This window comes from Kitasatospora sp. NBC_01250 (genome assembly GCF_036226465.1).
Lineage (GTDB): Bacteria > Actinomycetota > Actinomycetes > Streptomycetales > Streptomycetaceae > Kitasatospora.
Window position 1 is genome coordinate 5,938,691 of the sequence record NZ_CP108476.1, and the last position, 19,521, is coordinate 5,958,211.

Annotated in this window: 17 protein-coding genes; 13 read left to right on the forward strand and 4 right to left on the reverse strand. The window is 73.1% G+C overall.

Annotation, left to right across the window (positions count from 1 at the left end):
• The first annotated feature begins 17 nt into the window (after positions 1-17).
• The 6 genes from coaD to mutM all read left to right on the forward strand — a co-directional run bounded on the left by coaD (position 18) and on the right by mutM (position 4,546).
• Positions 18-506, forward strand: coding sequence for a pantetheine-phosphate adenylyltransferase (gene coaD, locus OG500_RS25095; protein ID WP_327069075.1), 489 nt, complete (start codon positions 18-20; stop codon positions 504-506).
• 127 nt (positions 507-633) lie between these two features.
• Entirely contained in the window at positions 634-1,824 is a 1,191-nt protein-coding gene (locus tag OG500_RS25100) for a cell division initiation protein (protein ID WP_442789223.1), read from the forward strand.
• Positions 1,825-1,996: 172 nt separating this feature from the next.
• Positions 1,997-2,638 carry a YceD family protein gene (locus tag OG500_RS25105; RefSeq protein WP_327069077.1) on the forward strand — a complete coding sequence of 214 codons (642 nt, stop codon included), beginning with the start codon at positions 1,997-1,999 and terminating at the stop codon, positions 2,636-2,638.
• A 2-nt stretch (positions 2,639-2,640) separates the two neighbouring features.
• On the forward strand, positions 2,641-2,814 hold the full coding sequence (rpmF, locus tag OG500_RS25110) for a 50S ribosomal protein L32 (protein ID WP_030056747.1): 174 nt from the start codon (positions 2,641-2,643) through the stop codon (positions 2,812-2,814).
• 20 nt (positions 2,815-2,834) lie between these two features.
• Positions 2,835-3,614 (forward strand): ribonuclease III, encoded by a 780-nt coding sequence (rnc, locus tag OG500_RS25115; RefSeq protein WP_327069078.1) that lies wholly within the window; start codon positions 2,835-2,837, stop codon positions 3,612-3,614.
• A gap of 59 nt (positions 3,615-3,673) precedes the next feature.
• Positions 3,674-4,546, forward strand: coding sequence for a bifunctional DNA-formamidopyrimidine glycosylase/DNA-(apurinic or apyrimidinic site) lyase (gene mutM / locus OG500_RS25120; RefSeq protein ID WP_327069079.1), 873 nt, complete (start codon positions 3,674-3,676; stop codon positions 4,544-4,546).
• A gap of 73 nt (positions 4,547-4,619) precedes the next feature.
• On the opposite strand, the gene OG500_RS25125 is transcribed toward mutM, so the two are convergent.
• The 3 genes from OG500_RS25125 to OG500_RS25135 all read right to left on the reverse strand — a co-directional run bounded on the left by OG500_RS25125 (position 4,620) and on the right by OG500_RS25135 (position 7,929).
• A complete protein-coding gene (locus tag OG500_RS25125; protein WP_327069080.1) occupies positions 4,620-5,531 on the reverse strand; it encodes a hypothetical protein in 912 nt (303 codons plus the stop codon).
• Between the two features lie 156 nt (positions 5,532-5,687).
• Entirely contained in the window at positions 5,688-7,334 is a 1,647-nt protein-coding gene (locus OG500_RS25130; protein WP_327069081.1) for an LCP family protein, read from the reverse strand.
• Positions 7,327-7,929, reverse strand: a complete 603-nt coding sequence (locus tag OG500_RS25135; protein WP_329583573.1) for a DUF6542 domain-containing protein — start codon at positions 7,927-7,929, stop codon at positions 7,327-7,329. Before OG500_RS25135 ends, OG500_RS25130 begins: the two co-directional genes overlap by 8 nt.
• A 302-nt stretch (positions 7,930-8,231) precedes the next feature.
• On the opposite strand from OG500_RS25135, the gene OG500_RS25140 reads away from it, so the two are divergent.
• The 6 genes from OG500_RS25140 (at position 8,232) to ftsY (ending at position 16,745) form a co-directional block, all read left to right on the forward strand.
• On the forward strand, positions 8,232-9,623 hold the full coding sequence (locus OG500_RS25140) for a hypothetical protein (RefSeq protein WP_329583577.1): 1,392 nt from the start codon (positions 8,232-8,234) through the stop codon (positions 9,621-9,623).
• Positions 9,624-9,717: 94 nt separating this feature from the next.
• Positions 9,718-10,266 (forward strand): winged helix-turn-helix transcriptional regulator, encoded by a 549-nt coding sequence (locus OG500_RS25145; protein WP_327069084.1) that lies wholly within the window; start codon positions 9,718-9,720, stop codon positions 10,264-10,266.
• A 28-nt stretch (positions 10,267-10,294) separates the two neighbouring features.
• Positions 10,295-10,573, forward strand: coding sequence for an acylphosphatase (locus tag OG500_RS25150; RefSeq protein WP_327069085.1), 279 nt, complete (start codon positions 10,295-10,297; stop codon positions 10,571-10,573).
• Positions 10,574-10,932: 359 nt separating this feature from the next.
• Positions 10,933-11,136, forward strand: coding sequence for a hypothetical protein (locus OG500_RS25155; RefSeq protein ID WP_184935389.1), 204 nt, complete (start codon positions 10,933-10,935; stop codon positions 11,134-11,136).
• Between the two features lie 322 nt (positions 11,137-11,458).
• Positions 11,459-15,250, forward strand: coding sequence for a chromosome segregation protein SMC (smc, locus tag OG500_RS25160; protein ID WP_329583582.1), 3,792 nt, complete (start codon positions 11,459-11,461; stop codon positions 15,248-15,250).
• 262 nt (positions 15,251-15,512) lie between these two features.
• Positions 15,513-16,745, forward strand: coding sequence for a signal recognition particle-docking protein FtsY (gene ftsY, locus OG500_RS25165; protein WP_327069087.1), 1,233 nt, complete (start codon positions 15,513-15,515; stop codon positions 16,743-16,745).
• A 98-nt stretch (positions 16,746-16,843) separates the two neighbouring features.
• Here the strand turns inward: ftsY and OG500_RS25170 are convergent, their stop codons facing one another.
• Complete coding sequence (locus OG500_RS25170) at positions 16,844-17,560, reverse strand: bifunctional DNA primase/polymerase (protein WP_327069088.1); 717 nt, start codon at positions 17,558-17,560, stop codon at positions 16,844-16,846.
• A 349-nt stretch (positions 17,561-17,909) separates the two neighbouring features.
• Here OG500_RS25170 and nsdA point away from each other — a divergent pair, with 349 nt between their 5' ends.
• A complete protein-coding gene (gene nsdA, locus OG500_RS25175; protein WP_327069089.1) occupies positions 17,910-19,367 on the forward strand; it encodes a transcriptional repressor NsdA in 1,458 nt (485 codons plus the stop codon).
• The last annotated feature ends 154 nt before the right edge of the window (positions 19,368-19,521 follow it).

The following is a 19,521-nucleotide window of genomic DNA, read 5'->3' on the forward strand; positions in this document are numbered from 1 at the left end:
AAGGGAGCCACACCGCAATGCGCCGCGCCGTCTGTCCGGGTTCCTTCGACCCGATCACCAACGGGCATCTCGACATCATCGAGCGGGCCTCCAAGCTCTACGACGTGGTCCACGTCGCGGTGGCGATCAACAAGAACAAGCAGGGCCTGTTCAGCATCGAGGAGCGGATCGCCCTCATCGAGGAGACCTGCGCGCCGTACGGCAACGTGGTGGTGGAGTCGCACCAGGGCCTGCTGGTGGACTTCTGCCGGGAACGGGACATCCCGGCCATCGTCAAGGGCCTGCGCGCGGTGAGCGACTTCGACTACGAGCTGCAGATGGCCCAGATGAACCGCGGCCTCAGCGGCGTCGAGACGCTCTTCGTACCGACCTCGCCGACCTACAGCTTCCTGTCCTCCACCCTCGTCAAGGAGGTGGCCTCCTACGGCGGTGACGTCTCGCACCTGATCCCCCCGGTGGTGCACCGCCGCCTGGTGGAGCGGATCGCCGAGCGGGCCGCCCGCTAGGGCCACCGAGGGGCTGGGACCGCGGGGCGACGGGGGCGCCCAGGGGCGACGAGGGCGCCGAGGATTCTGACGTACAGTCTGTAGTCCCGCCCCGCGGTACTCACGGAAAGACAGAAGCCCCGTGGACGTGCAGAAGAAAGTCGACGACATCATCGCCGTGGTCGAGAGCGCCCGTGCGATGCCGATGTCGGCCTCCTGTGTGGTGAACCGGGCCGAGCTGGTGGCCCTGCTGCAGGGGCTGCGCGAGGAACTGCCCGCCGAACTCGCCCAGGCCCAGTCCGTGATGGCCGACCACGAGCAGGTGGTGGCCGACGCGCGGGGCGAGGCGGACCGGATCATCCAGGGCGCGCACGCCGAGCGCGGCTCGCTGATCTCGGACACCGAGGTGGTCCGCCGGGCCCAGGCCGAGGCCGACCGGATCCTCGCCGAGGCCCGCGAGGAGGTCGGCCTCAAGCGCCAGGAGGCCGACGACTACGTCGACAGCAAGCTGGCCAACTTCGAGGTGGTCCTCACCAAGACGCTGGGCGCGGTCGGCCGCGGCCGCGACAAGCTGCGCGGGGCGGCCGGCCTGGAGATCGAGGACGGCGAGGAGTTCCAGTCCGCGGCGAGTCCCAGCCCGGAGGTCGACGAGTACGTCGACGCCAAGCTGGCCACCCTGCAGGCGGTGCTCGGCGGCACCCTGGAGGCGGTCGGCCGCGGCCGCGACAAGCTGCTCGGCAAGGCCCCGATCGACGAGCTGGGCGCCTACCTGGCCGCCGCCGACCAGGCCCAGCAGCAGAAGGACCGCGCCGAGGCGGTGGCGGCGGGCTTCGCCGCCACCGACCAGGAGGAGCAGCCCTGGTACCGCGAGGAGGTCCCGGTCCAGCAGAGTTGGCCGCAGGAGCCCGCGGCCGAGCCGGCCTGGCAGGGGGCGCCCGGCGAGAGCGTCTACCAGAGCACCCCGGCCTACCCGGGCCAGGAGGGCTTCGCGGGCGGGCAGGAGTACGCCGAGCCGGCCGCGGCAGCGGCGTACGCACCGCAGCAGGGCGGCTACCAGGACGCCTACGGCGGCGGCTACGACCCGGCAACCGGCCACGGCGACCCGTACGCGGGCCAGTACTACCAGGGCCAGCAGGGCGGTGACCCGTACGCCGCCGGCTACTACCAGGAACAGCAGCCCGGCTACCCGCAGGCCCAGCCCGGCTACGAGCAGCACGGCTACTACCAGCAGCCTGCCGCGCCGCCGGCGCCCGCCGCCGCGGCCTCGCTGGACGAGACCAGCTTCTTCGACACCAGCATGATCGACATGACCAGGCTGCGGGAGCTCGGCGGCCGGTAGCCCGGTCCGCCGGGGGAGCGAAGTTGGGCCTGAGCGCGCTCTCGGGTACGCTGACCACTCCGGCTCTCTGCTGCCGGACTGTTCGGCTGCCCGCGCGACAGCGGTGGGCCGGACCCTCAAGCCACTACTCGCGCCGCGCAGTGATGCGCCCGCCGCCAGGAAGTCAGGAACCGTGAACCGCCTCGACCACCGCGACCCGCTCGTGTTCGACACGCATGAGCTCGGCCGTCGCCCCGGTTCGATGCGCACGGTCGAGCGCACTCTCCAGGCGCCCGAGGGGCTCGGCATCGTCGATGTGATCGGCGTTCCGACCGGTAGCGAGATGGCCCTGGAGCTGCGCCTGGAGTCGGTGGTCGAGGGAGTGCTCGTCTCGGGCACCGCCGAGGCCCACGTGACCGGTGAGTGCGTGCGCTGCCTGGAGCCCGTCGAGGACGACCTCGACGTGGAGTTCCAGGAGCTGTACTACTACCCCGAGACCGACGAGCGCGGCCGCCGGGCCCCCTCCCAGGAGGAGTCGTCCGAGGAGGACGACGAAGAGACTTACCGGTTGGAGGGCGATTTCTTCGACCTCCAGCCGGTGCTGCGTGACGCGGTGGTGCTCGCACTGCCGCTGCAGCCGGTGTGCCAGGAAGACTGCCTGGGCCTGTGCTCCGAGTGCGGAGCGCGGCTCAGCGACGACCCGGACCACCACCACGACGCCGTCGACCCCCGGTGGGCGGCTCTGCAGGGACTCTCCGCCGCCCCCGGCGACGAGGGTGACGAGAACAAGGACAGCGACACCCGTGAGGGTCTCGCCGAGAACCAGGAGAAGTAGCCGTGGCTGTTCCGAAGCGGAAGATGTCGCGCAGCAACACGCGCCACCGCCGTAGCAACTGGAAGGCCGTCGTCCCGGCCCTCGTGGCGTGCGACCGCTGCCACGAGCCCAAGCTCGGTCACATCGCGTGCCCGAGCTGTGGCACGTACAACCGTCGCCAGGTCCTCTCGGTCTGATCGGCGGGGTGGACGGATCGATGTCGGACGCTCACGCCTCCCGCAAGTCGGGTCCTCGCAAAAGCGGGGGTGAACCGGGCGGCGGGCCGGCCTCGACCGCATACGACGTCCTGGAAGGGCGCCTCGGGTACCAACTCGAGCGCGCCCTTCTGGTACGTGCCCTGACGCACCGGTCGTTCGCCTACGAGAACGGCGGCCTGCCCACCAACGAGCGCCTGGAGTTCCTCGGCGACTCGGTGCTGGGCCTGGTGGTGACCGACACCCTCTACCGCATCCACCCGGATGTGCCGGAGGGCACGCTCGCCAAGCTGCGTGCCGCGGTGGTCAATTCGCGCGCACTGGCCGAGGTCGGCCGCGGTCTCGAACTGGGCACCTTCATCCGGCTCGGCAAGGGCGAGGAGGGCACCGGCGGTCGCGACAAGTCCTCGATCCTGGCGGACACCGTCGAGGCCGTGATCGGCGCCATCTACCTGGACCAGGGCCTGGAGTCGGCGACCGAGTTCGTCCACCGGCTCTTCGACCCGCTGATCGCGGAGTCCTCGCAGCTGGGCGCCGGCCTGGACTGGAAGACCAGCCTGCAGGAGCTCACCGCCTCGGTGGGCATCGGCGTGCCGGAGTACGTGGTCGAGGAGTCCGGTCCCGACCACGAGAAGACCTTCAACGCGGCTGCCCGGGTGGCCGGCGAGGCCTTCGGCAGCGGCACCGGCCGCTCCAAGAAGGAGGCCGAGCAGAAGGCGGCCGAGAGCGCCTGGCGGGCGATCAAGGCCAAGTACAGCGACCCGGCCGCTCCCGCGGCCTGACCACAGCCGGCGTCACCGGTGCCGCTGTGAGCATCGCTGCCCGAAGGAGCTGACCGACCGTGCCCGAGCTGCCAGAGGTCGAGGTGGTTCGGCGCGGCCTGGCCCGCTGGGTCAGCGGTCGCACCGTCGCCGAGGCCCAGGTGCTGCACCCGCGTGCGGTGCGCCGGCAGCCGGCCGGCGCCGCCGATTTCGCGGCACGCCTGGCCGGGGTCACCCTGGGCGAGGCGCAGCGGCGCGGCAAGTACCTCTGGCTGCCCTTCGCGGACGGCGGGTTCTCCCTGCTCGGGCACCTCGGCATGAGCGGCCAACTGCTCGTCCAGGACCCGGTCACCGCGGACGAGACGCATCTGCGGATCCGGTTGCGCTTCACCGACGGCGGGCGCGAGCTGCGCTTCGTCGACCAGCGCACCTTCGGCCACCTCGCGGTCGAACCGCTGGCGCCGGTGGACGGCGATGAACTGCCCGCCTCGCTCGCGCACATCGCGCGCGATCCGCTCGATCCGCGCTTCGACGACGCCGCGTTCCTCCTCGCGCTGCGCGCCAAGCGGACCACCGTCAAGCGCGCCCTGCTCGACCAGAGCCTGATCAGCGGAGTCGGCAACATCTACGCCGACGAGGCGCTGTGGCGCTCCAAGCTGCACTACGACCGCCCCACCGACACCCTCACCCGCCCGTCGGCCGAGGCCCTGCTGGCCAACGCCCGCGCGGTGATGACGGCGGCGCTCGCGGTCGGCGGCACCAGCTTCGACAGCCTCTACGTCAACGTGAACGGCGAGAGCGGCTACTTCTCCCGCTCGCTGGACGCCTACGGCCGCGAGGGCCAGCCCTGCTACCGCTGCGCCACGCCGATCCGGCGCGCGGCCTGGATGAACCGCTCCAGCTACTTCTGCCCGCGCTGCCAGCGCGTACCGCGCCTGCGTACCGCCGGCTGAGCGGGTCCGACCGGACCGCTGCCTAGGCCGTGTCTCACAATTCGCGCGCCTGGCGGGAAGTGTGAGACACGGCCTAGTGGTGGGCCGCCTCGTGCTCCTTGGCCTCCAGCTGGATCGCGCCCTCGCCCTCGCCGAAGTGCGCCACCGCCATCGCGCCGGCCACCGCGAGCACGAAGCCGAGCACGCCGAGCCAGGCCAGCCCCTCCCGGGTGGCGTCGCCCAGCCACAGGACGCCGACCAGGCCGGGGACCACCGTCTCGCCGACCACCAGGGCGGCGGTGGCGCCGTTCACCGAGCCGATCTGCAGCGCCACCGTGTGCAGGTACATCCCGCCCAGGCCGCCGACCAGGATCGCGTACAGCGCCGGGTCGCTGACCAGCTGACCCACGTCGAGCGGGTTCACACCGTTCAGCACCCGGACCCCGATGCCCAGGGCGCCGAAGCCGAGACCGGAGAGCAGGCCCGCCACGATCGCCCCGTTGGTGCCCATCCGGCGCACCAGCACCGCGCCGCCGGCGATCACCACCACGGAGATCCCCAGCAGCCACCAGTGGGTGGCGATCGACGTGGTCCCGGTGCCCTCGTGGCCGGCGGCCAGCGCGAGCAGCACGAGCGCGCCGCAGACCACGCCGATCGAGGCCCACTCCGGGCGCTTGAGCCGGATGCCGAGCAGCTTGATGCTGCACAGCGCCGTGATCACCAGGTTGGCGCTGATCACCGTCTGGGAGAGGAAGAGCGGCAGCAGCCGGGCGGAGAGCGCGCCGAGCAGGAAGCCGACGAAGTCGAGCACGGTGCCGAGGATGAACTCCCAGGTGACCGCGGCCTTCGCGGTGGAGCTGAGGCTCGGTCCGCCGTGCTCGGTGACCTGCGCCTGCTCGGACTCCCGCTCCTCGCGGGCCGAGCGGCGTGAGCCGACCGCCTGCAGCACCGAACCGAGGCCGTAGCAGGTGGAGGCCGCGACGGCGGTCACCAAGCCGATGATCACATGTACTCCGATCGAGGGGCGGCAGGCGCAAGGCTTGTCGGACAAGCACAGGGGGGCGGGATGGGGTCCACTATGCCCTGCGGGAGGGGGTCTGGAGAAACCCCCTCCCGGTCGTGCGCGCTGGTCAGCCGCGTGGCCGGGGAGCCAGGGCGCGGGTCAGTCGACGCACGGGATGCCGCCCATCTTCACGGCACTGCCCTGCATCGGGAGTCCGGCCGCCGGATCGGCTGCCGGCGCCGAGCTGCCGGCGGCGGGAGCGGCCGGAGCCGGGGAGGCCGGTGCCGGGGAGGCCGGGGCGTCGGGCGGGGTGAAACCGGTGCCCAGGGTCAGCTGGATGTGCCCGGCCCGCACGCCGGTGCTGGGCGCGGCGGTGACGCCGTAGCGGGCGGCGACCTGTTCGGCCGCGTCCTTCTCGCCCGTGCCGTAGGTCACCGTGGTCCTGCTCTGGTGCGGTCCCTGCGCGGTGCGGCCCTCGGTGAGACCGAGCGCGGCCAGCGCCTTGGCCTCGGTGTCGGCGGCGTGCGGGACGGTGGAGGTGTTGGTCACGTCCACCGTCCCGGTCAGCTTGGCCGCCGGGTCGGGCGCCTGGCTCGGCGCGGTGCTGGGCGCGGCGGGGGCCGGGCTCGGGGCTGCGCCGCCGGCCACCGGGTTGTCGGCCGGCGCCGGGTCGTGCCCGGTGAGCTGCTGGACGATCCGCTTGATCTGCACCGGGTCGACGATGTTGACGTCCTGGCCGTTGATCTTCGAGAGCTGGGCGACCGGCAGCGTGTTCGCCTCGACGTGGCCGCCCGACAGGTTGGGCGCCTGCTGGGCGAAGTCGAGCACGTTCCACTGGTCGTCTATCACCACGTCCTGCTTGACCACGTCGAAGAGCTTCTGCATCTTCCCCAGGTCGCCGATGACCCCGTCGGCCTTCAGCTTGGCGATCACCGAGGAGATGAAGGCCTGTTGGCGGTGGGTGCGGTCGAAGTCGCCGCCGGCCAGGTTGTGGCGCTGGCGCACGAAGGACAGGGCCTGGGAGGCGTTGAGGGTGTTGATGCCCTTGGTGAAGTCGGCCCCCGAGCCCTGGCCCGCCATGGCCGGGTCCTTGGTGGCGTTCTTCAGGCAGACCTGGACCGGGCCGACGGCCTGCGCGATGTCGTAGAAGCCCTTGAGGTTGACTTCGGCGAAGTGGTCGATCGGGATGCCGAGGAAGGACTGCACGGTGGCCAGGGTGGCCCGGCGCCCCGCGTCGCGGCTCTGCCGCTCCATGTCCGCCTTGGAGAGTCCCCTGCTCGCGTTCTTGGCCTCGAAGGCGGCCTTGGCGATGCCGTAGGCCTCCTTGATCTTGTGCATCTTCCCGTCGGCGCTGACCGTCTGCACCCAGTCGTCGCGCGGGATGGAGAGCGCGGTGACCTGGCCGCCGTTGGCCGGGATGTGCATCACCATCAGGGTGTTGGTGTTGTAGCCCCCGACGTCGCTGCTGGAGCCGGCGTGCAGCTCGTCCTGGACGAACTCGCCCGGCAGGTCGTTGCCGTTCATGTCCTTGCGGCTGTCCAGGCCGATCAGCAGCAGGTTGACCGAGTTGTCCAGGTGCGGCGGCGCACCCTTCCGGATCTCGCTCAGTGCGCTGGAGGTGGTCAGGCCGTTGGTCAGCGAGGTGTACGCGTACCAGGTGAAGCCGCAGGTGCCGAGCACCGCGAGGGAGGTGGCGCAGGCCATGGTGCGACCGGCGATCAGCAGCGGCGAGCGGCGCCTGGGCTTCGCCTTGGGCCTGGGCCTGCCGGTGGTCGGGCGGCGCTCGCCCCTTGGACGGTCAGCCACGGCGACTCTCCTTCTGCCGCCCGCGCCCCTCACGCGCGGACTTCGAGCGGGCGTTCTTCTCCCGGACCAGCCGCAGCACGATCACCAGCACCGCGGCGCCGATCGCCCAGCCCATCACGGGGAAGGCGTGCACGGCCCACCTGGCCGCGCCGGTCGCCACCGACTTGGTGTCGGCGTACTTGTCCCGGTGGGCGAGCAGTTCGGCGCCGGCCGTGCAGCCGAGCACCACCGGTGCCACCCCGGTGAGCACCCACCACCAGCCGTTGCGGGTGGCCAGCCAGGCCGCGGCGGCGGTGCCGAGCACGGTGAGCACGGTGAAGACGCCGCCCGGCGCGGAGCCGAGCAGTTCGTCGGTGAAGGCACCGATCACGGGCAGGCCGAGCGCGGCCAGCGCGGTCGCTCCGGGGGTCGCCCGGCGGCTGCGGGGTGCGCCGGCGCGGGAGCGGGCGGCGGCCCGGCCCGCGGACGGCCGGTCGGGCAGCGGGGTGTCGGCACCGCGTCTGGGGGATGGCAGCTGCGCACCGCGCGCTCTGGTTCGAGAGTGCGCCTGGTCCTGTGCTTCGCCGATGGGCGAACCCGCCCGCTGGCCTGCCATGTCCCCTACCTCGTCCGGTCGGCCGGTGTGTCCGGCGGTCTAGCCGACGGCCGCCGGCGTGTGACAGTTGCGAAATCTAGCAAGCGTTTGGACGGCATCGGGAGCCTTGACGGTTCCGCGCTTCTGGGAACGTAACGCTCGCGTAAGAGAATAAGTTTTGATGTGACTTTGGTTCTGGCTTGGTTGACATGGTAACCAGCTTGTCGAGTCGGAGAGTTGATGGCTCGCAGGCGATTCGCGCACCCTCGCGATGCCCGGCTGGTACCCGTTGGTCCGATCTGCGGCCAGGTAGCGTCTGGACCATGAGAATCGTTCTTCGCCGCTCCGGGGCCCTGCGCCCGGCCGCGGCCCTGGCGACGCTGCTGGGGTTGCTGCTCCTGCTGATCCCCGGCTCGGCCTTCGCCGCGGGCGGGCTCGACGATGCCGGTGCCGCCCTCAAGCACGGCAAGGTCTACGTCGACCCGGCGATGACCGGCCGGTTCAGCCAGGACCAGGCCGACGCCCTGACCAAGAAGATCAAGGACGCCGACAAGCCGATCATGGTCGCGGTCGTCCCGGCCAGTGACCAGTACCCGGCGGCGAACGTCTTTCAGGACCTGCGCACCAAGGCCGGGATCACCGGGGTCTACGCCATCTGGCGCGGCGACCAGTTCGCCGTGCGGACCGACCCCACGGCGATGAACGCGCAGACCGCCCGCAACTACGCGCAGGCCTCGTTCGACTCCCACCACGGAGACATCAACGCGACGCTGACCGATTTCGTCACCACCGCGGGTCCCAAGGTGAAGGGTCACGCGCCCGGCGCCAAGGACTCCAGCATCAGCGCCGCCGTGATCGTGGTGCCGCTGGTGATCATCGCGCTGGTCGCCGGTGGCGGCTTCCTGCTGCTGCGCCGGGCCCGCAAGCGCAAGGAGGAGCAGCAGGCCGCCGAGCTGCGTGCGCTGCGCACCGTGGTCGACGAGGACATCACCGCCTTCGGCGAGGAACTGGACCGGCTGGACTTCAACCCCGGGGCCGCCGGTGCCGACGACGTCCAGCGCGCCGACTACACCCACGCGCTGGACGCCTACGAGCGGGCCAAGCGCAGCATGGACGAGGCCAAGCGCCCCGAGGACGTCAAGGCGGTCACCGAGGCGCTGGAGGACGGCCGGTTCTCGCTGGCCACGCTGGCCGCCCGGCGCGCGGGCCGGGCGCTGCCGGAGCGCCGCCCGCCGTGCTTCTTCGACCCGCGGCACGGGCCCTCGGTGCAGGACGCCGACTGGGCTCCGGCGGACGGTGCCGCCCGCTCGGTGCCGGTCTGCGCGGCCGACGCGCAGCGGCTGGCCACCGGGCTCGACCCGGCGATCCGCACCGTGCAGACCGACCAGGGGCCGCAGCCGTACTGGAACGCGGGGCCGGCCTACGGCCCGTGGGCGGGCGGCTACTTCGGCGGCTACGGCTCCGGCCTGCTGCCGGGCCTGCTCGTCGGCACCATGCTCGGCTCGGTCTTCTCCGGCCCCAGCGCCTGGGCGGCAGGTCCGGGCTACGAGGGCGGCTACGACGGTGGCTTCGACGGTGGTCACGAGCGCTACGAGGGCGGCGACGACTCCGGCGGCGACTTCAACAGCAACGACTTCGGCGGCTTCGGCGGCGGCGATTTCGGTGGTGGCGATTTCGGCGGCGGCGGGGACTTCGGGGGTGGCGGCGACTGGTGAGCCGCCGCCACGCCGATCGGCCGGGCCCGCTCCTTCGGGAGCGGGCCCGGCCTGCTTGGTTTGAGAATGGAACCCCCTGTGGCAGGCTGGCGCTGTGAGCACCGATCCCGTCATCGCCCCCGCCGCCGGCCAGGCTGACCCGTCCGGCCGTCCGGCCGCCGCCCGGGCGGCGACCGCCAAGCCCGCCGGACGGCCCTGCTCGATCGCCGCCGCGCTGCAGATCCTGGGGGAGAAGTGGGCGCTGCTCGCCGTGCGCGAGCTGTTCTACGGCAACCACCGCTTCGACCGGATCGTGCGCAACACCGGTGCCCCGCGGGACCGGCTCACCGCCCGGCTGCGGGCGCTGGAGGAGGCCGGCGTGGTCGAGCGCCGGCTCTACCAGGAGCGCCCGGCCCGCTACGAGTACCACCTGACCCGGGCGGGCCGTGAGCTGGCCCCGGTCACCCAGGCGCTGCTCGTCTGGGGCGACCGCTGGGCCGTGACCGAGCCGCCCGTCACCCTGTGCCACACGGGCGGCGGACAGGCCGAGCACGAGCTGGATCCGGCCTGGGTCTGCCGCTGCTGCGGCGAGGAGGTCGTGCAGGGTTCCCTCACCCTCGACATCCACACCCCGGGCTGGGAGCGGTCCGGCCCGCTGGGCTGACCCGCGCCGCGCACCATAGGCTCGGGGGATGCACGAAAACGTCCGAGCCACCGCCTGGGTGCGGGGCACCGTCCAGCGCGTCGGCTTCCGCTGGTGGACCAGGGCCCGAGCGCTGGAGATCGGCCTGACCGGCTACGCGAGCAACCTCGACGACGGCCGGGTCCAGGTGGTGGCCGAGGGCACGCACGCCGACTGCGAGCTGCTGCTGGCCCTGCTGCGGGGCCCCGGAACGCCGGGCCGGGTCACCGGGGTGACCGAGATCTGGAGCGCGACCGGCGACGGGTACGACAGCTTTGCCATCCGCTGAGCGGGTGACGTGATGGTTGCCATCAGGGCCTACCCGTGGTTAACTCCGCATCGTGCAGTGATCCACCGTCCCTCCGGTGGCACGGTCCGCTGCCCGTGGCGTGAGTCGACCGCCATGCAGGTGACAGCGGGGTTGTAGCACGCGGTGATCGTGTTGACCCGTACGGTCTTTGGTGAGACGCTGGAAGCCCGCGCACGCGACCGTGATTTCGGGCAGGGTCATGCCCTGTGGCCGTACATCCACAGTGTCTGACCTGTGTTGCCAGCTCGGCTGCCCTGGATTCGCCAGCGCGCGCGTCACCCCTTCCCCTCGACCTGTACCGTACCGGTTCGGTCACTCAGCGTGGAGGACCATACATCATGGCAAAGGCGCTTCTCGGGTACGTCGGCGGCCCCGACCCGCGAATGCTGTCCGAGATGCGGCGGCTTCAGCAGCGCGTCCAGGACCTGGAAGCCGAACTCGTTCGGATGCAGGCCGAGAACGACGCGCTGGTCGCGGTCGCTGACGAGCACTCCCTGCTCGACAGCATCGACCTGGGACAGCGGGAGCCCGCACTCACCTGAAAGCAACACCGACTCGACCGGATGGAGACCGGGCGGGTCAGCCGTACGTGGATGTGTTTCGCTCCGCGTCGGGGTCGTGCGTGATCCCGGACGGAACGCGATCATCAGGGACGCCCTCACCGGCGTCCCTTCGTCGTCTCTCCCCTTGCCTGTGGCCCCCACCTGCCGCCCCTCGCCTGCTACCGGGGCCCTGACCTTCATTTTGTCTGAGGCTGCCCACGGCCAGCCCTCCCGAAACCGCCGCGCCGGGCGGATACAGTCGGGGCGCGGGAAGCCCGTGGGACCTCTCGCGGGACACGGGAAGCGGTAGGGAGAGCAGCGCGTGCACCTCAAGAGTCTGACGCTGCGCGGCTTCAAGTCCTTCGCCTCGGCCACCACGCTGCGCTTCGAGCCGGGCATCACCTGCGTGGTCGGCCCGAACGGCTCCGGCAAGTCCAACGTGGTCGACGCGCTCTCCTGGGTGATGGGCGAGCAGGGCGCCAAGTCGCTGCGCGGCGGCAAGATGGAGGACGTCATCTTCGCCGGCACCAGCGGGCGTGCCGCGCTCGGCCGCGCCGAGGTCAGCCTCACCATCGACAACACCGACGGCGCGCTGCCGATCGACTACGCCGAGGTGACCATCACCCGCACGATGTTCCGCAACGGCGGCAGCGAGTACGCGCTGAACGGCGACGCCTGCCGGCTGCTGGACATCCAGGAGTTGCTCTCCGACTCCGGGATCGGCCGCGAGATGCACGTGATCGTGGGCCAGGGCCGGCTCGACTCCGTGCTGCAGGCCGACCCGATGGGCCGCCGCGCCTTCATCGAGGAGGCCGCCGGAGTGCTCAAGCACCGCAAGCGCAAGGAGAAGGCGCTGCGGAAGCTGGACGCGATGGCGGCCAACCTCAACCGGGTGCAGGACCTGGTCGCCGAACTGCGCCGCCAGCTCGGCCCGCTCGGCCGGCAGGCCAGGATCGCCCGCCGGGCGGCCGGCATCCAGGCCGAGCTGCGCGACGCCCGGCTGCGGCTGCTCGCCGACGACCTGCTGACGCTGCGTCAGGCCATACAGGCCGAGGTGGCCGACGAACTCGCCCTGCGGCTGCGGCAGTCCACGGTCGAGCAGGAACTGCAGCGCACCCGGCAGCGCGAGGCGGTGCTGGAGGCCCAGGTCGAGCAGCTCGGGCCGCGCCTGGAGGCCGGCCGGCAGGCCTGGTACCGGCTCTCCGCCCTGGTCGAGCGGACCCGCGGCACGATCACCCTGGCCGAGGCCAGGGTCCGGCACGCCGAGACCGAGCGGCAGGGCGAGGAGCGGCGTGGCCGCGACCCGGAGGAGCTGGCCGCGGAGGCCGCGCGGGTGCGCACCGAGGAGGCCGCGCTGACCGAGGCGCTGGAGGCGGCTGCCGATGCGCTCGCCGAGGCGGTGGAGGCCCGCGCCGGTGCCGAGCGTGCGCTCGGCACCGAGGAGCAGCGGCTCAGGGCGGCCGCCCGGGCGGTGGCCGACCGCCGCGAGGGTCTGGCCCGGCTGCAGGGCCAGGCCGCCGCGGCGGCCAGCCGGGCGGCGGGCGCACAGGCCGAGATCGACCGGCTGGCGGCCGCCAGGGACGAGGCCGCGGTGCGGGCCGAGGCTGCGCAGGCCGAGTTCGAGCTGCTCCGGGAGCAGGTGGCCGGACTGGAGACCGGCGACGAACAGCTCGCGGACACGCACGAGCAGGCGCGCGAGCAACTGGCCGGCGCCGAGCAGGCGCTGAGCGCCGCCCGGGAGGCGCAGAGCGCGGCCGAGCGGGAACGCGCCGCGCTCAACGCGCGTCATGAGGCGCTCTCGCTCGGCCTGCGCCGCAAGGACGGCACCGGCGCGCTGCTGGGCGCCGCCGAGCGCCTGGCCGGCGTGCTCGGCCCGGCGGCCGAACTGCTCACCGTGGCCCACGGCCACGAGGTGGCCGTGGCCGCGGCGCTGGGGGCGGTGGCCGACGCCGTCGCGGTGGCCGACCTCGACACGGCCGTCGGCGCGCTGCGCCTGCTGCGCGAGGCGGACGCCGGGCGGGCGGCGCTGCTGATCGCCGGCACCCAGCCGGCCGACCTTGCGCTCACCGGCCTGGCGCGCACCGACCAGGAACCGAGCGGCCCGGAACCGGGCGGTGTGGAACTGCCCGACCTGGCGCCGTTCGGCGCCCGCTGGGCCGCCGAGCTGGTGGACGGCCCCGCCGGCCTGCTGCCCGCCGTGCGCGCGCTGCTGCACCGCACCGCCGTGGTCGCCGACCTGGCCGCCGCCCGGCGCCTGCTCGCCACCCACCCGCGGCTGACCGTCGTCACCGCCGAGGGCGATCTGCTCGCCGCCGCGCTCGCCCAGGGCGGCTCGGCAGGCCCGCCCAGCCAGCTGGAGACCCAGGCCGCCGTCGACGCGGCGGCCCGCGCGATCGAGGAGCTGACCGGGCGCTGCGCCGAGCTGGCCGAGCGGCTGGCGCAGGCCAAGGAGCACCGCAGCGAGCTGGCCGCGGCGGTCGAGCAGCTGGCCACCGACCGCCGCCGGGCCGAGAAGCAGCGGGCCGAGGTGGCCGGCTCGCTGGGCCGGCTCGGCGGGCAGGCCAGGGCCGCCGCCGGTGAGGCCGAGCGCACCACGGCGGCCGTCGAGCGGGCCGAGCAGGGCCTGGCCGCGGCGGCCGACGCCGCCGAGGAGCTGGCCGCCAGGCTCGCAGCGGCCGAGGAACTGGCGGACGAGGAGAGCGAAGAGCCCGACTCGGCCGAGCGCGACCGGCTGGCCGAGCTGGGCACCGCGGCCCGGCAGGCCGAGCTGGAGGCCCGGCTGGCGGTGCGCACCCATGAGGAACGCGTCCGCTCGCTGGCCGGTCGGGCCGAGAGCCTGGACCGCGCGGCCCGCGCCGAGCGCGAGGCGCGGGCCCGCGCCGCCGAGCGCCGCAAGCGCGCCGAGCGGCACGCCCGGGTGGCCGGTGCGGTGGCCGCCGGCGCCCGCGCGCTGCTCACCTGCCTGGAGGTCTCGCTGGGCCGGGCCGAGGCCGAGCGCACCGCCGTCGAGCAGGCCAGGGCGGAGCGCGAGACGGTGCTGCGCCAGATCCGCGAGCGCGGCCGGGAGTTGAAGGACGAGCTGGACAAGCTGGTCGACGCCGGTCACCGCGACGAGGTGCTGCGGGCCGAGAAGCGGTTGCGGATCGAGCAGTTGGAGACCCGGGCCCTGGAGGAGTTCGGCATCGAGGGCGAGGAACTGCTGAGCGGCTACGGGCCGGACCAGCCGGTGCCGCCCCCGCTCGACGAGGCAGCGGACAAGGAACCGGACAAGGATCCGGACAAGGAGCCGGCCGGGGGACCGGGCAAGGAGTCCGCGAAGGAGCCCGGCAAGCAGCCCGGCAAGGACGGGCGGCCGTCGGGCGAGAGCCGTCCCTACGTCCGCGCCGAGCAGGAGAAGCGACTGCGCGCGGCCGAGAAGGCTTTCCAGCAGCTGGGCCGGGTCAACCCGCTGGCCCTGGAGGAGTTCGCCGCGCTGGAGGAGCGCCACCAGTTCCTCGGCGAGCAGTTGGAGGACCTCAAGAAGAGCCGGCGCGACCTGCTGGAGATCGTCCGGGACGTGGACCAGCGGGTGGAGGAGCTCTTCACCGCCGCCTACCGCGACACCGCTGCCCAGTTCGAGGGCGTGTTCGCCCGGCTGTTCCCCGGCGGTGAGGGCCGGCTGGTGCTGACCGAGCCGGACTCCATGCTCACCACCGGCGTGGAGGTGGAGGCCCGGCCGCCGGGCAAGAAGGTCAAGCGCCTGTCGCTGCTCTCCGGCGGCGAGCGCTCACTGACGGCGGTGGCCCTGCTGGTCGCCATCTTCAAGGCCAGGCCGAGCCCGTTCTACGTGATGGACGAGGTCGAGGCGGCGCTGGACGAGACCAACCTGCGGCGGCTGATCGGGATCATGGAGGAGCTGCGGGACAGCTCCCAGCTGATCGTGATCACCCACCAGAAGCTCACCATGGAGTGTGCCGACGCGCTCTACGGCGTGACCATGAAGGGCGACGGCATCTCCCAGGTGATCAGCCAGCGGCTGCGCGAGAAGGACCGGGAGCGGCGGCGGCCCCCGGCGCTGCCGCACCAGCAGGACGCGGCCCTCGCCGGTGGAGCCGCCCCGCGACCGGCCGACTGAACGGCCGCCGCCGGACAGGCCCGATGCCGGGGCATCCGCCCGTGGGGCGGTGCGATCACGGATACTGGGTCGCGTTGTGACTCCTCCCTCTCACGGCGAGAGGGCTTCTCACTCGGCCGTCCGAACGCTTCGCGACGGCCGGGCCCCGAGCGGCACCGCACGGGTGCGTGACAGGGCGTAGCGGCGGTGTGACGAAAGGTCATCCGCGGGAGGATCACTCGATACCCCGGCCACGGCCGGAGTACCAGCGAAGGAGTTTGATGTGGAATACGTGATCCTTGCCGTGGTCATCGCCGTGATCGCCGTCGGCGCGGTCGCCGGCCTGGTCGTCAGCGGCAGGCGGCGCAAGGAACTGCCCCCCAAGGCCCCCACCGCGCCGCTGCCCGCCAAGCCGAAGGCGACCGAGCCGAAGCAGCCGGCCCCGGCCGAGCCGCAGGTCGGTGACGAGGCCGCCCCGCCGCGCGAGGCCCCGGTCACCACCGTCGAGGAGGTCGAGCTCCCCGCGCCGGTCGAGACCGTCGAGGTCGAGCCGGAGGAGGCCGTCGAGGCGCCCGCGATCGAGGTGCCCGAGCCCACCGCGGGCCGGCTGGTGCGGCTGCGCTCGCGGCTGTCGCGCTCGCAGAACTCGCTCGGCAAGGGCCTGCTGGCGCTGCTCTCCCGGGACCGGCTGGACGAGGACACCTGGGAGGAGATCGAGGACACCCTGCTCACCGCCGACGTCGGCGTGGCTCCCACCCAGGAGCTGGTGGAGCGGCTGCGCACCCGGGTCAAGGTGCTCGGCACCCGCACCCCGGCCGAGCTGCGCGCGCTGCTGCACGAGGAGCTGGTGGCGCTGATCGGCACCGAGGCCGACCGCTCGCTGAAGACCGCCAAGCACGAGGACGGCCGCCCCGCGGTGGTCCTGGTGGTCGGCGTCAACGGTGTCGGCAAGACCACCACCTCCGGCAAGCTCGGCCGGGTGCTGGTCGCGGACGGGCGCTCGGTGGTGCTCGGTGCGGCCGACACCTTCCGGGCCGCGGCCGCCGACCAGCTGCAGACCTGGGGCGAGCGGGTCGGTGCCCGCACCGTGCGCGGGCCCGAGGGCGGCGACCCGGCCTCGGTCGCGTTCGACGCGGTCAAGGAGGGCATCGCCGAGGGTGCCGACACCGTGCTGATCGACACCGCGGGCCGGCTGCACACCAAGACCGGCCTGATGGACGAGCTGGGCAAGGTCAAGCGGGTGGTGGAGAAGCACGGCGCGGTGGACGAGGTGCTGCTGGTGCTGGACGCCACCACCGGGCAGAACGGGCTGGTCCAGGCCCGGGTCTTCGCCGAGGTGGTGGACATCACCGGCATCGTGCTCACCAAGCTGGACGGCACCGCCAAGGGCGGCATCGTGGTCGCGGTCCAGCGCGAGCTGGGCGTGCCGGTCAAGCTGATCGGCCTGGGCGAGGGTGCCGACGACCTGGCGCCGTTCGAGCCGGCCGCGTTCGTGGACGCGCTGATCGGCGACTGACCCCCGTCGGGGCCGGTTCGCGGGGCGTCCTTCCCAGTGGGGGAGGGCGCCCCGTTCGCGTTCGGGAGCCGTGGAGCCGTGACCACTGGATCCGTGGATCAGGAGGCGAGCCAGGCCGGCTCTGCCGCCACCGCCCGCTCCCGCCCGCGGTGGCAGGCGTAGGCGAGGGTCCCCAGCAGCAGCCGGGCCTCGGGCGGCCGGGCGGCACTCTCCCGGCAGGGGTGGCGCAGCCAGCGCACCGGGCCGAGGCCGGTGAGCACGGTGGGCGGCGCGGCCAGGAAGGTGCCCTCGCCGTGGCAGACCAGGTCGAGCGCGGCGTCGTCCCAGCCCATCCGGTAGAGCAGGTCGGGCAGCTTGGCGGCGGTGCCGCGGGCGACGAAGAAGAGCAGCCGGCCGCTGGGGGAGGCGAGCACCGGGCCCACCTGGGTGCCCATCCGCTCCAGCCGGACCAGCGCGCGCAGCCCGGCCGGCTCCGGCACGTCCAGCACGTCGAAGGTGCGCCCGGCCGGCAGCAGCACGCTGGCCCCGGGCTCGCCGCTCCACAGCTCGCGCGCCTCGTGCGGCGCGGCGCCGGGCGGCAGCTCGCGGGCGGCGGCGCCGTGCGGGGGATGCAGCCCGGGCGCCGCGCAGTGCGGCCGGCCGCAGGCGCACGGGTGGGCCGGTCGCACCCGGGCCGCGGCTCCCGAGCGGGCCTGCGAGCCGCCGAGGGCGACCGTCCAGCCCCAGCGCCCGGCGTACTCGGCCGCGGCCTGGCACGCGGTGGCGCGGATGCGGCGGCGCGAGCCGAACCTCAGATCGCCGAACAGGTTGTCCATGCCTCCCCCAACAGAATTCGATTGCCGGCGGTTACGGGACTGTGACGCACAGTCAAATTCTCGCGTCCAGCGTGCGTTCTCGCGTGGCGGCGCGCGGCGAGCGGAGTGCGCCGTCGAGTGCAGGAGTCGATCCACCCGGTACCGGGCGGGATCCGGCTACCAGTGAAGCGCTGCTGACGGACCGTCGGCTCCCGTCGTGGGGGTGGCGAATGGTGGCGATTCCCGGCGAAGCATCCCCCGGGCCCGGCGCGGCAGGTTACGTTCAGCACACGGACCGGGGCGGTGGGTGCGTGGGCGGGATGACGGCAGGCCCCCGAGCGGGGCCCGGCGGGACTGGGGTGGACCCTCAATGGCAGAGAAGCAGCCAAACGAGAAACTGACGGCCTGGTTCGCGCGCAGCGGCTGGTCCAAGGGCGAGTTCGCCAGACAGGTCAACCGGCAGGCGCGCCAGCTCGGCGCGCACCACGTGAGCACCGACACCTCACGGGTACGCCGCTGGCTGGACGGCGAGCAGCCGCGTGAGCCGATTCCGAAGATCATGGCCGACCTCTTCTCCGAGCGCTTCGGCTCGGTGGTCTCGGTCGAGGACCTCGGGCTGCGCACCGTCGTGCCGGTCTCCACGGTGGCCGGCGGCGGGGTCGACCTGCCCTGGAGCGGCCCGCAGACGGTGCAGCTGATCAGCGAGTACTCGCGCAGCGACCTGATGCTCAACCGCCGCGGCTTCCTCGGGACTTCGCTGGCCCTGACGGCCGGCGCCGCGCTGATCGAGCCGATGCAGCGCTGGCTCACACCCGGCCCCGGCGGCTCGCCCACCCCGATCCTGGCGGCGGCCGGCGGCGGTGAGCCGTTCACCGGCCGGCTCTCCGAGCCGGAGCTGCAGCTGCTGGAACAGACCGCGGGAACCTTCCGCCAGTGGGACGCGCAGAACGGCGGCGGCCTGCGCCGCAAGGCGGTGGTCGGCCAGCTGCACGAGGTCACCGACCTGCTGCAGGAGACCTACGCGCCGCAGATCACCCAGCGCCTGTTCCGGCTCACCGCCGAACTCGCCCACCTGGCCGGCTGGATGTCCTACGACGTGGGCATGCACCCCAGCGCGCAGAAGTACTACGTGCTGGCCCTGCACGCGGCCAAGGAGGCCGGCGACCGCCCGTTCGGCGCGCAGATCCTGACCGACATGAGCCGCCAGATGATCCACCTCAACCGCGGCGAGGACGCGCTGGAGCTGATCCACCTGGCCCAGTACGGCAGCCGGGACTCCGCCACCCCGCGCCAGCAGGCGCTGCTCTACGCGATGGAGGCCCGCGCGTACTCCAACATCGGCGAGGTCAACCGCTGCGCCCGCGCGGTGCGGCTGGCGGAGGACACCTTCACCGACACCGGCGCGGTGGAGAACGACCCCGACTGGCTGCGGTTCTTCTCCAAGGCCGAGCTGTACGCGGAGAACGCGCACTCCTTCCGCGACCTCGCCTACCACTCCAGCCGCAGCCCGCGGTACGCCTCGATGGCCGAGCCGGTGATGGCCACCGCCGTCGACCTGTTCCGCGCCGACAAGGAGAACCACACCCGCTCCTACGCCTTCAACCTGGTCGGCATGGCCAGCGTGCACCTGCTGCGCGGCGAGCCGGAGCAGGCCACGGTGCTGGCCGAGGAGGCGGTGGAGATCGCGGGCAAGGTGCGCTCCGAGCGGCTCAACACCCGGGTCCGCAAGACCTCGGCGGCGGCCACCCGGGACTACCGCTCGGTTCCGGCCGTCCACCGGCTGGCCGACCTGGTGGTGGAGCAGATCCCGGAGTACGAGGCGGTCTAGGCCGTGTCTCACAATTCGCGTCGCGCGCCTGGCGGGAATTGTGAGACACGGCCTAGCCCCGCGGTAGTCCGTTCGGTGGACCCGGGGTGATCGAATGGCCACCCCGGGTGGTGTGCGGCGGTACGGTACCTCACGGCCTGTCATGGCACGGCCG

Excerpts from the sequence above, each read along its gene's own strand:
- coaD (WP_327069075.1), top strand. The coding sequence starts at position 18 with ATGCGCCGCGCCGTCTGTCCGGGTTCCTTCGACCCGATCACCAACGGG.
- rnc (WP_327069078.1), top strand. The coding sequence starts at position 2,835 with ATGTCGGACGCTCACGCCTCCCGCAAGTCGGGTCCTCGCAAAAGCGGG.
- OG500_RS25135 (WP_329583573.1), bottom strand. The coding sequence starts at position 7,929 with ATGGCAGGCCAGCGGGCGGGTTCGCCCATCGGCGAAGCACAGGACCAG.
- OG500_RS25140 (WP_329583577.1), top strand. The coding sequence starts at position 8,232 with ATGAGAATCGTTCTTCGCCGCTCCGGGGCCCTGCGCCCGGCCGCGGCC.
- OG500_RS25150 (WP_327069085.1), top strand. The coding sequence starts at position 10,295 with ATGCACGAAAACGTCCGAGCCACCGCCTGGGTGCGGGGCACCGTCCAG.
- OG500_RS25155 (WP_184935389.1), top strand. The coding sequence starts at position 10,933 with ATGGCAAAGGCGCTTCTCGGGTACGTCGGCGGCCCCGACCCGCGAATG.
- OG500_RS25170 (WP_327069088.1), bottom strand. The coding sequence starts at position 17,560 with ATGGACAACCTGTTCGGCGATCTGAGGTTCGGCTCGCGCCGCCGCATC.
- nsdA (WP_327069089.1), top strand. The coding sequence starts at position 17,910 with ATGGCAGAGAAGCAGCCAAACGAGAAACTGACGGCCTGGTTCGCGCGC.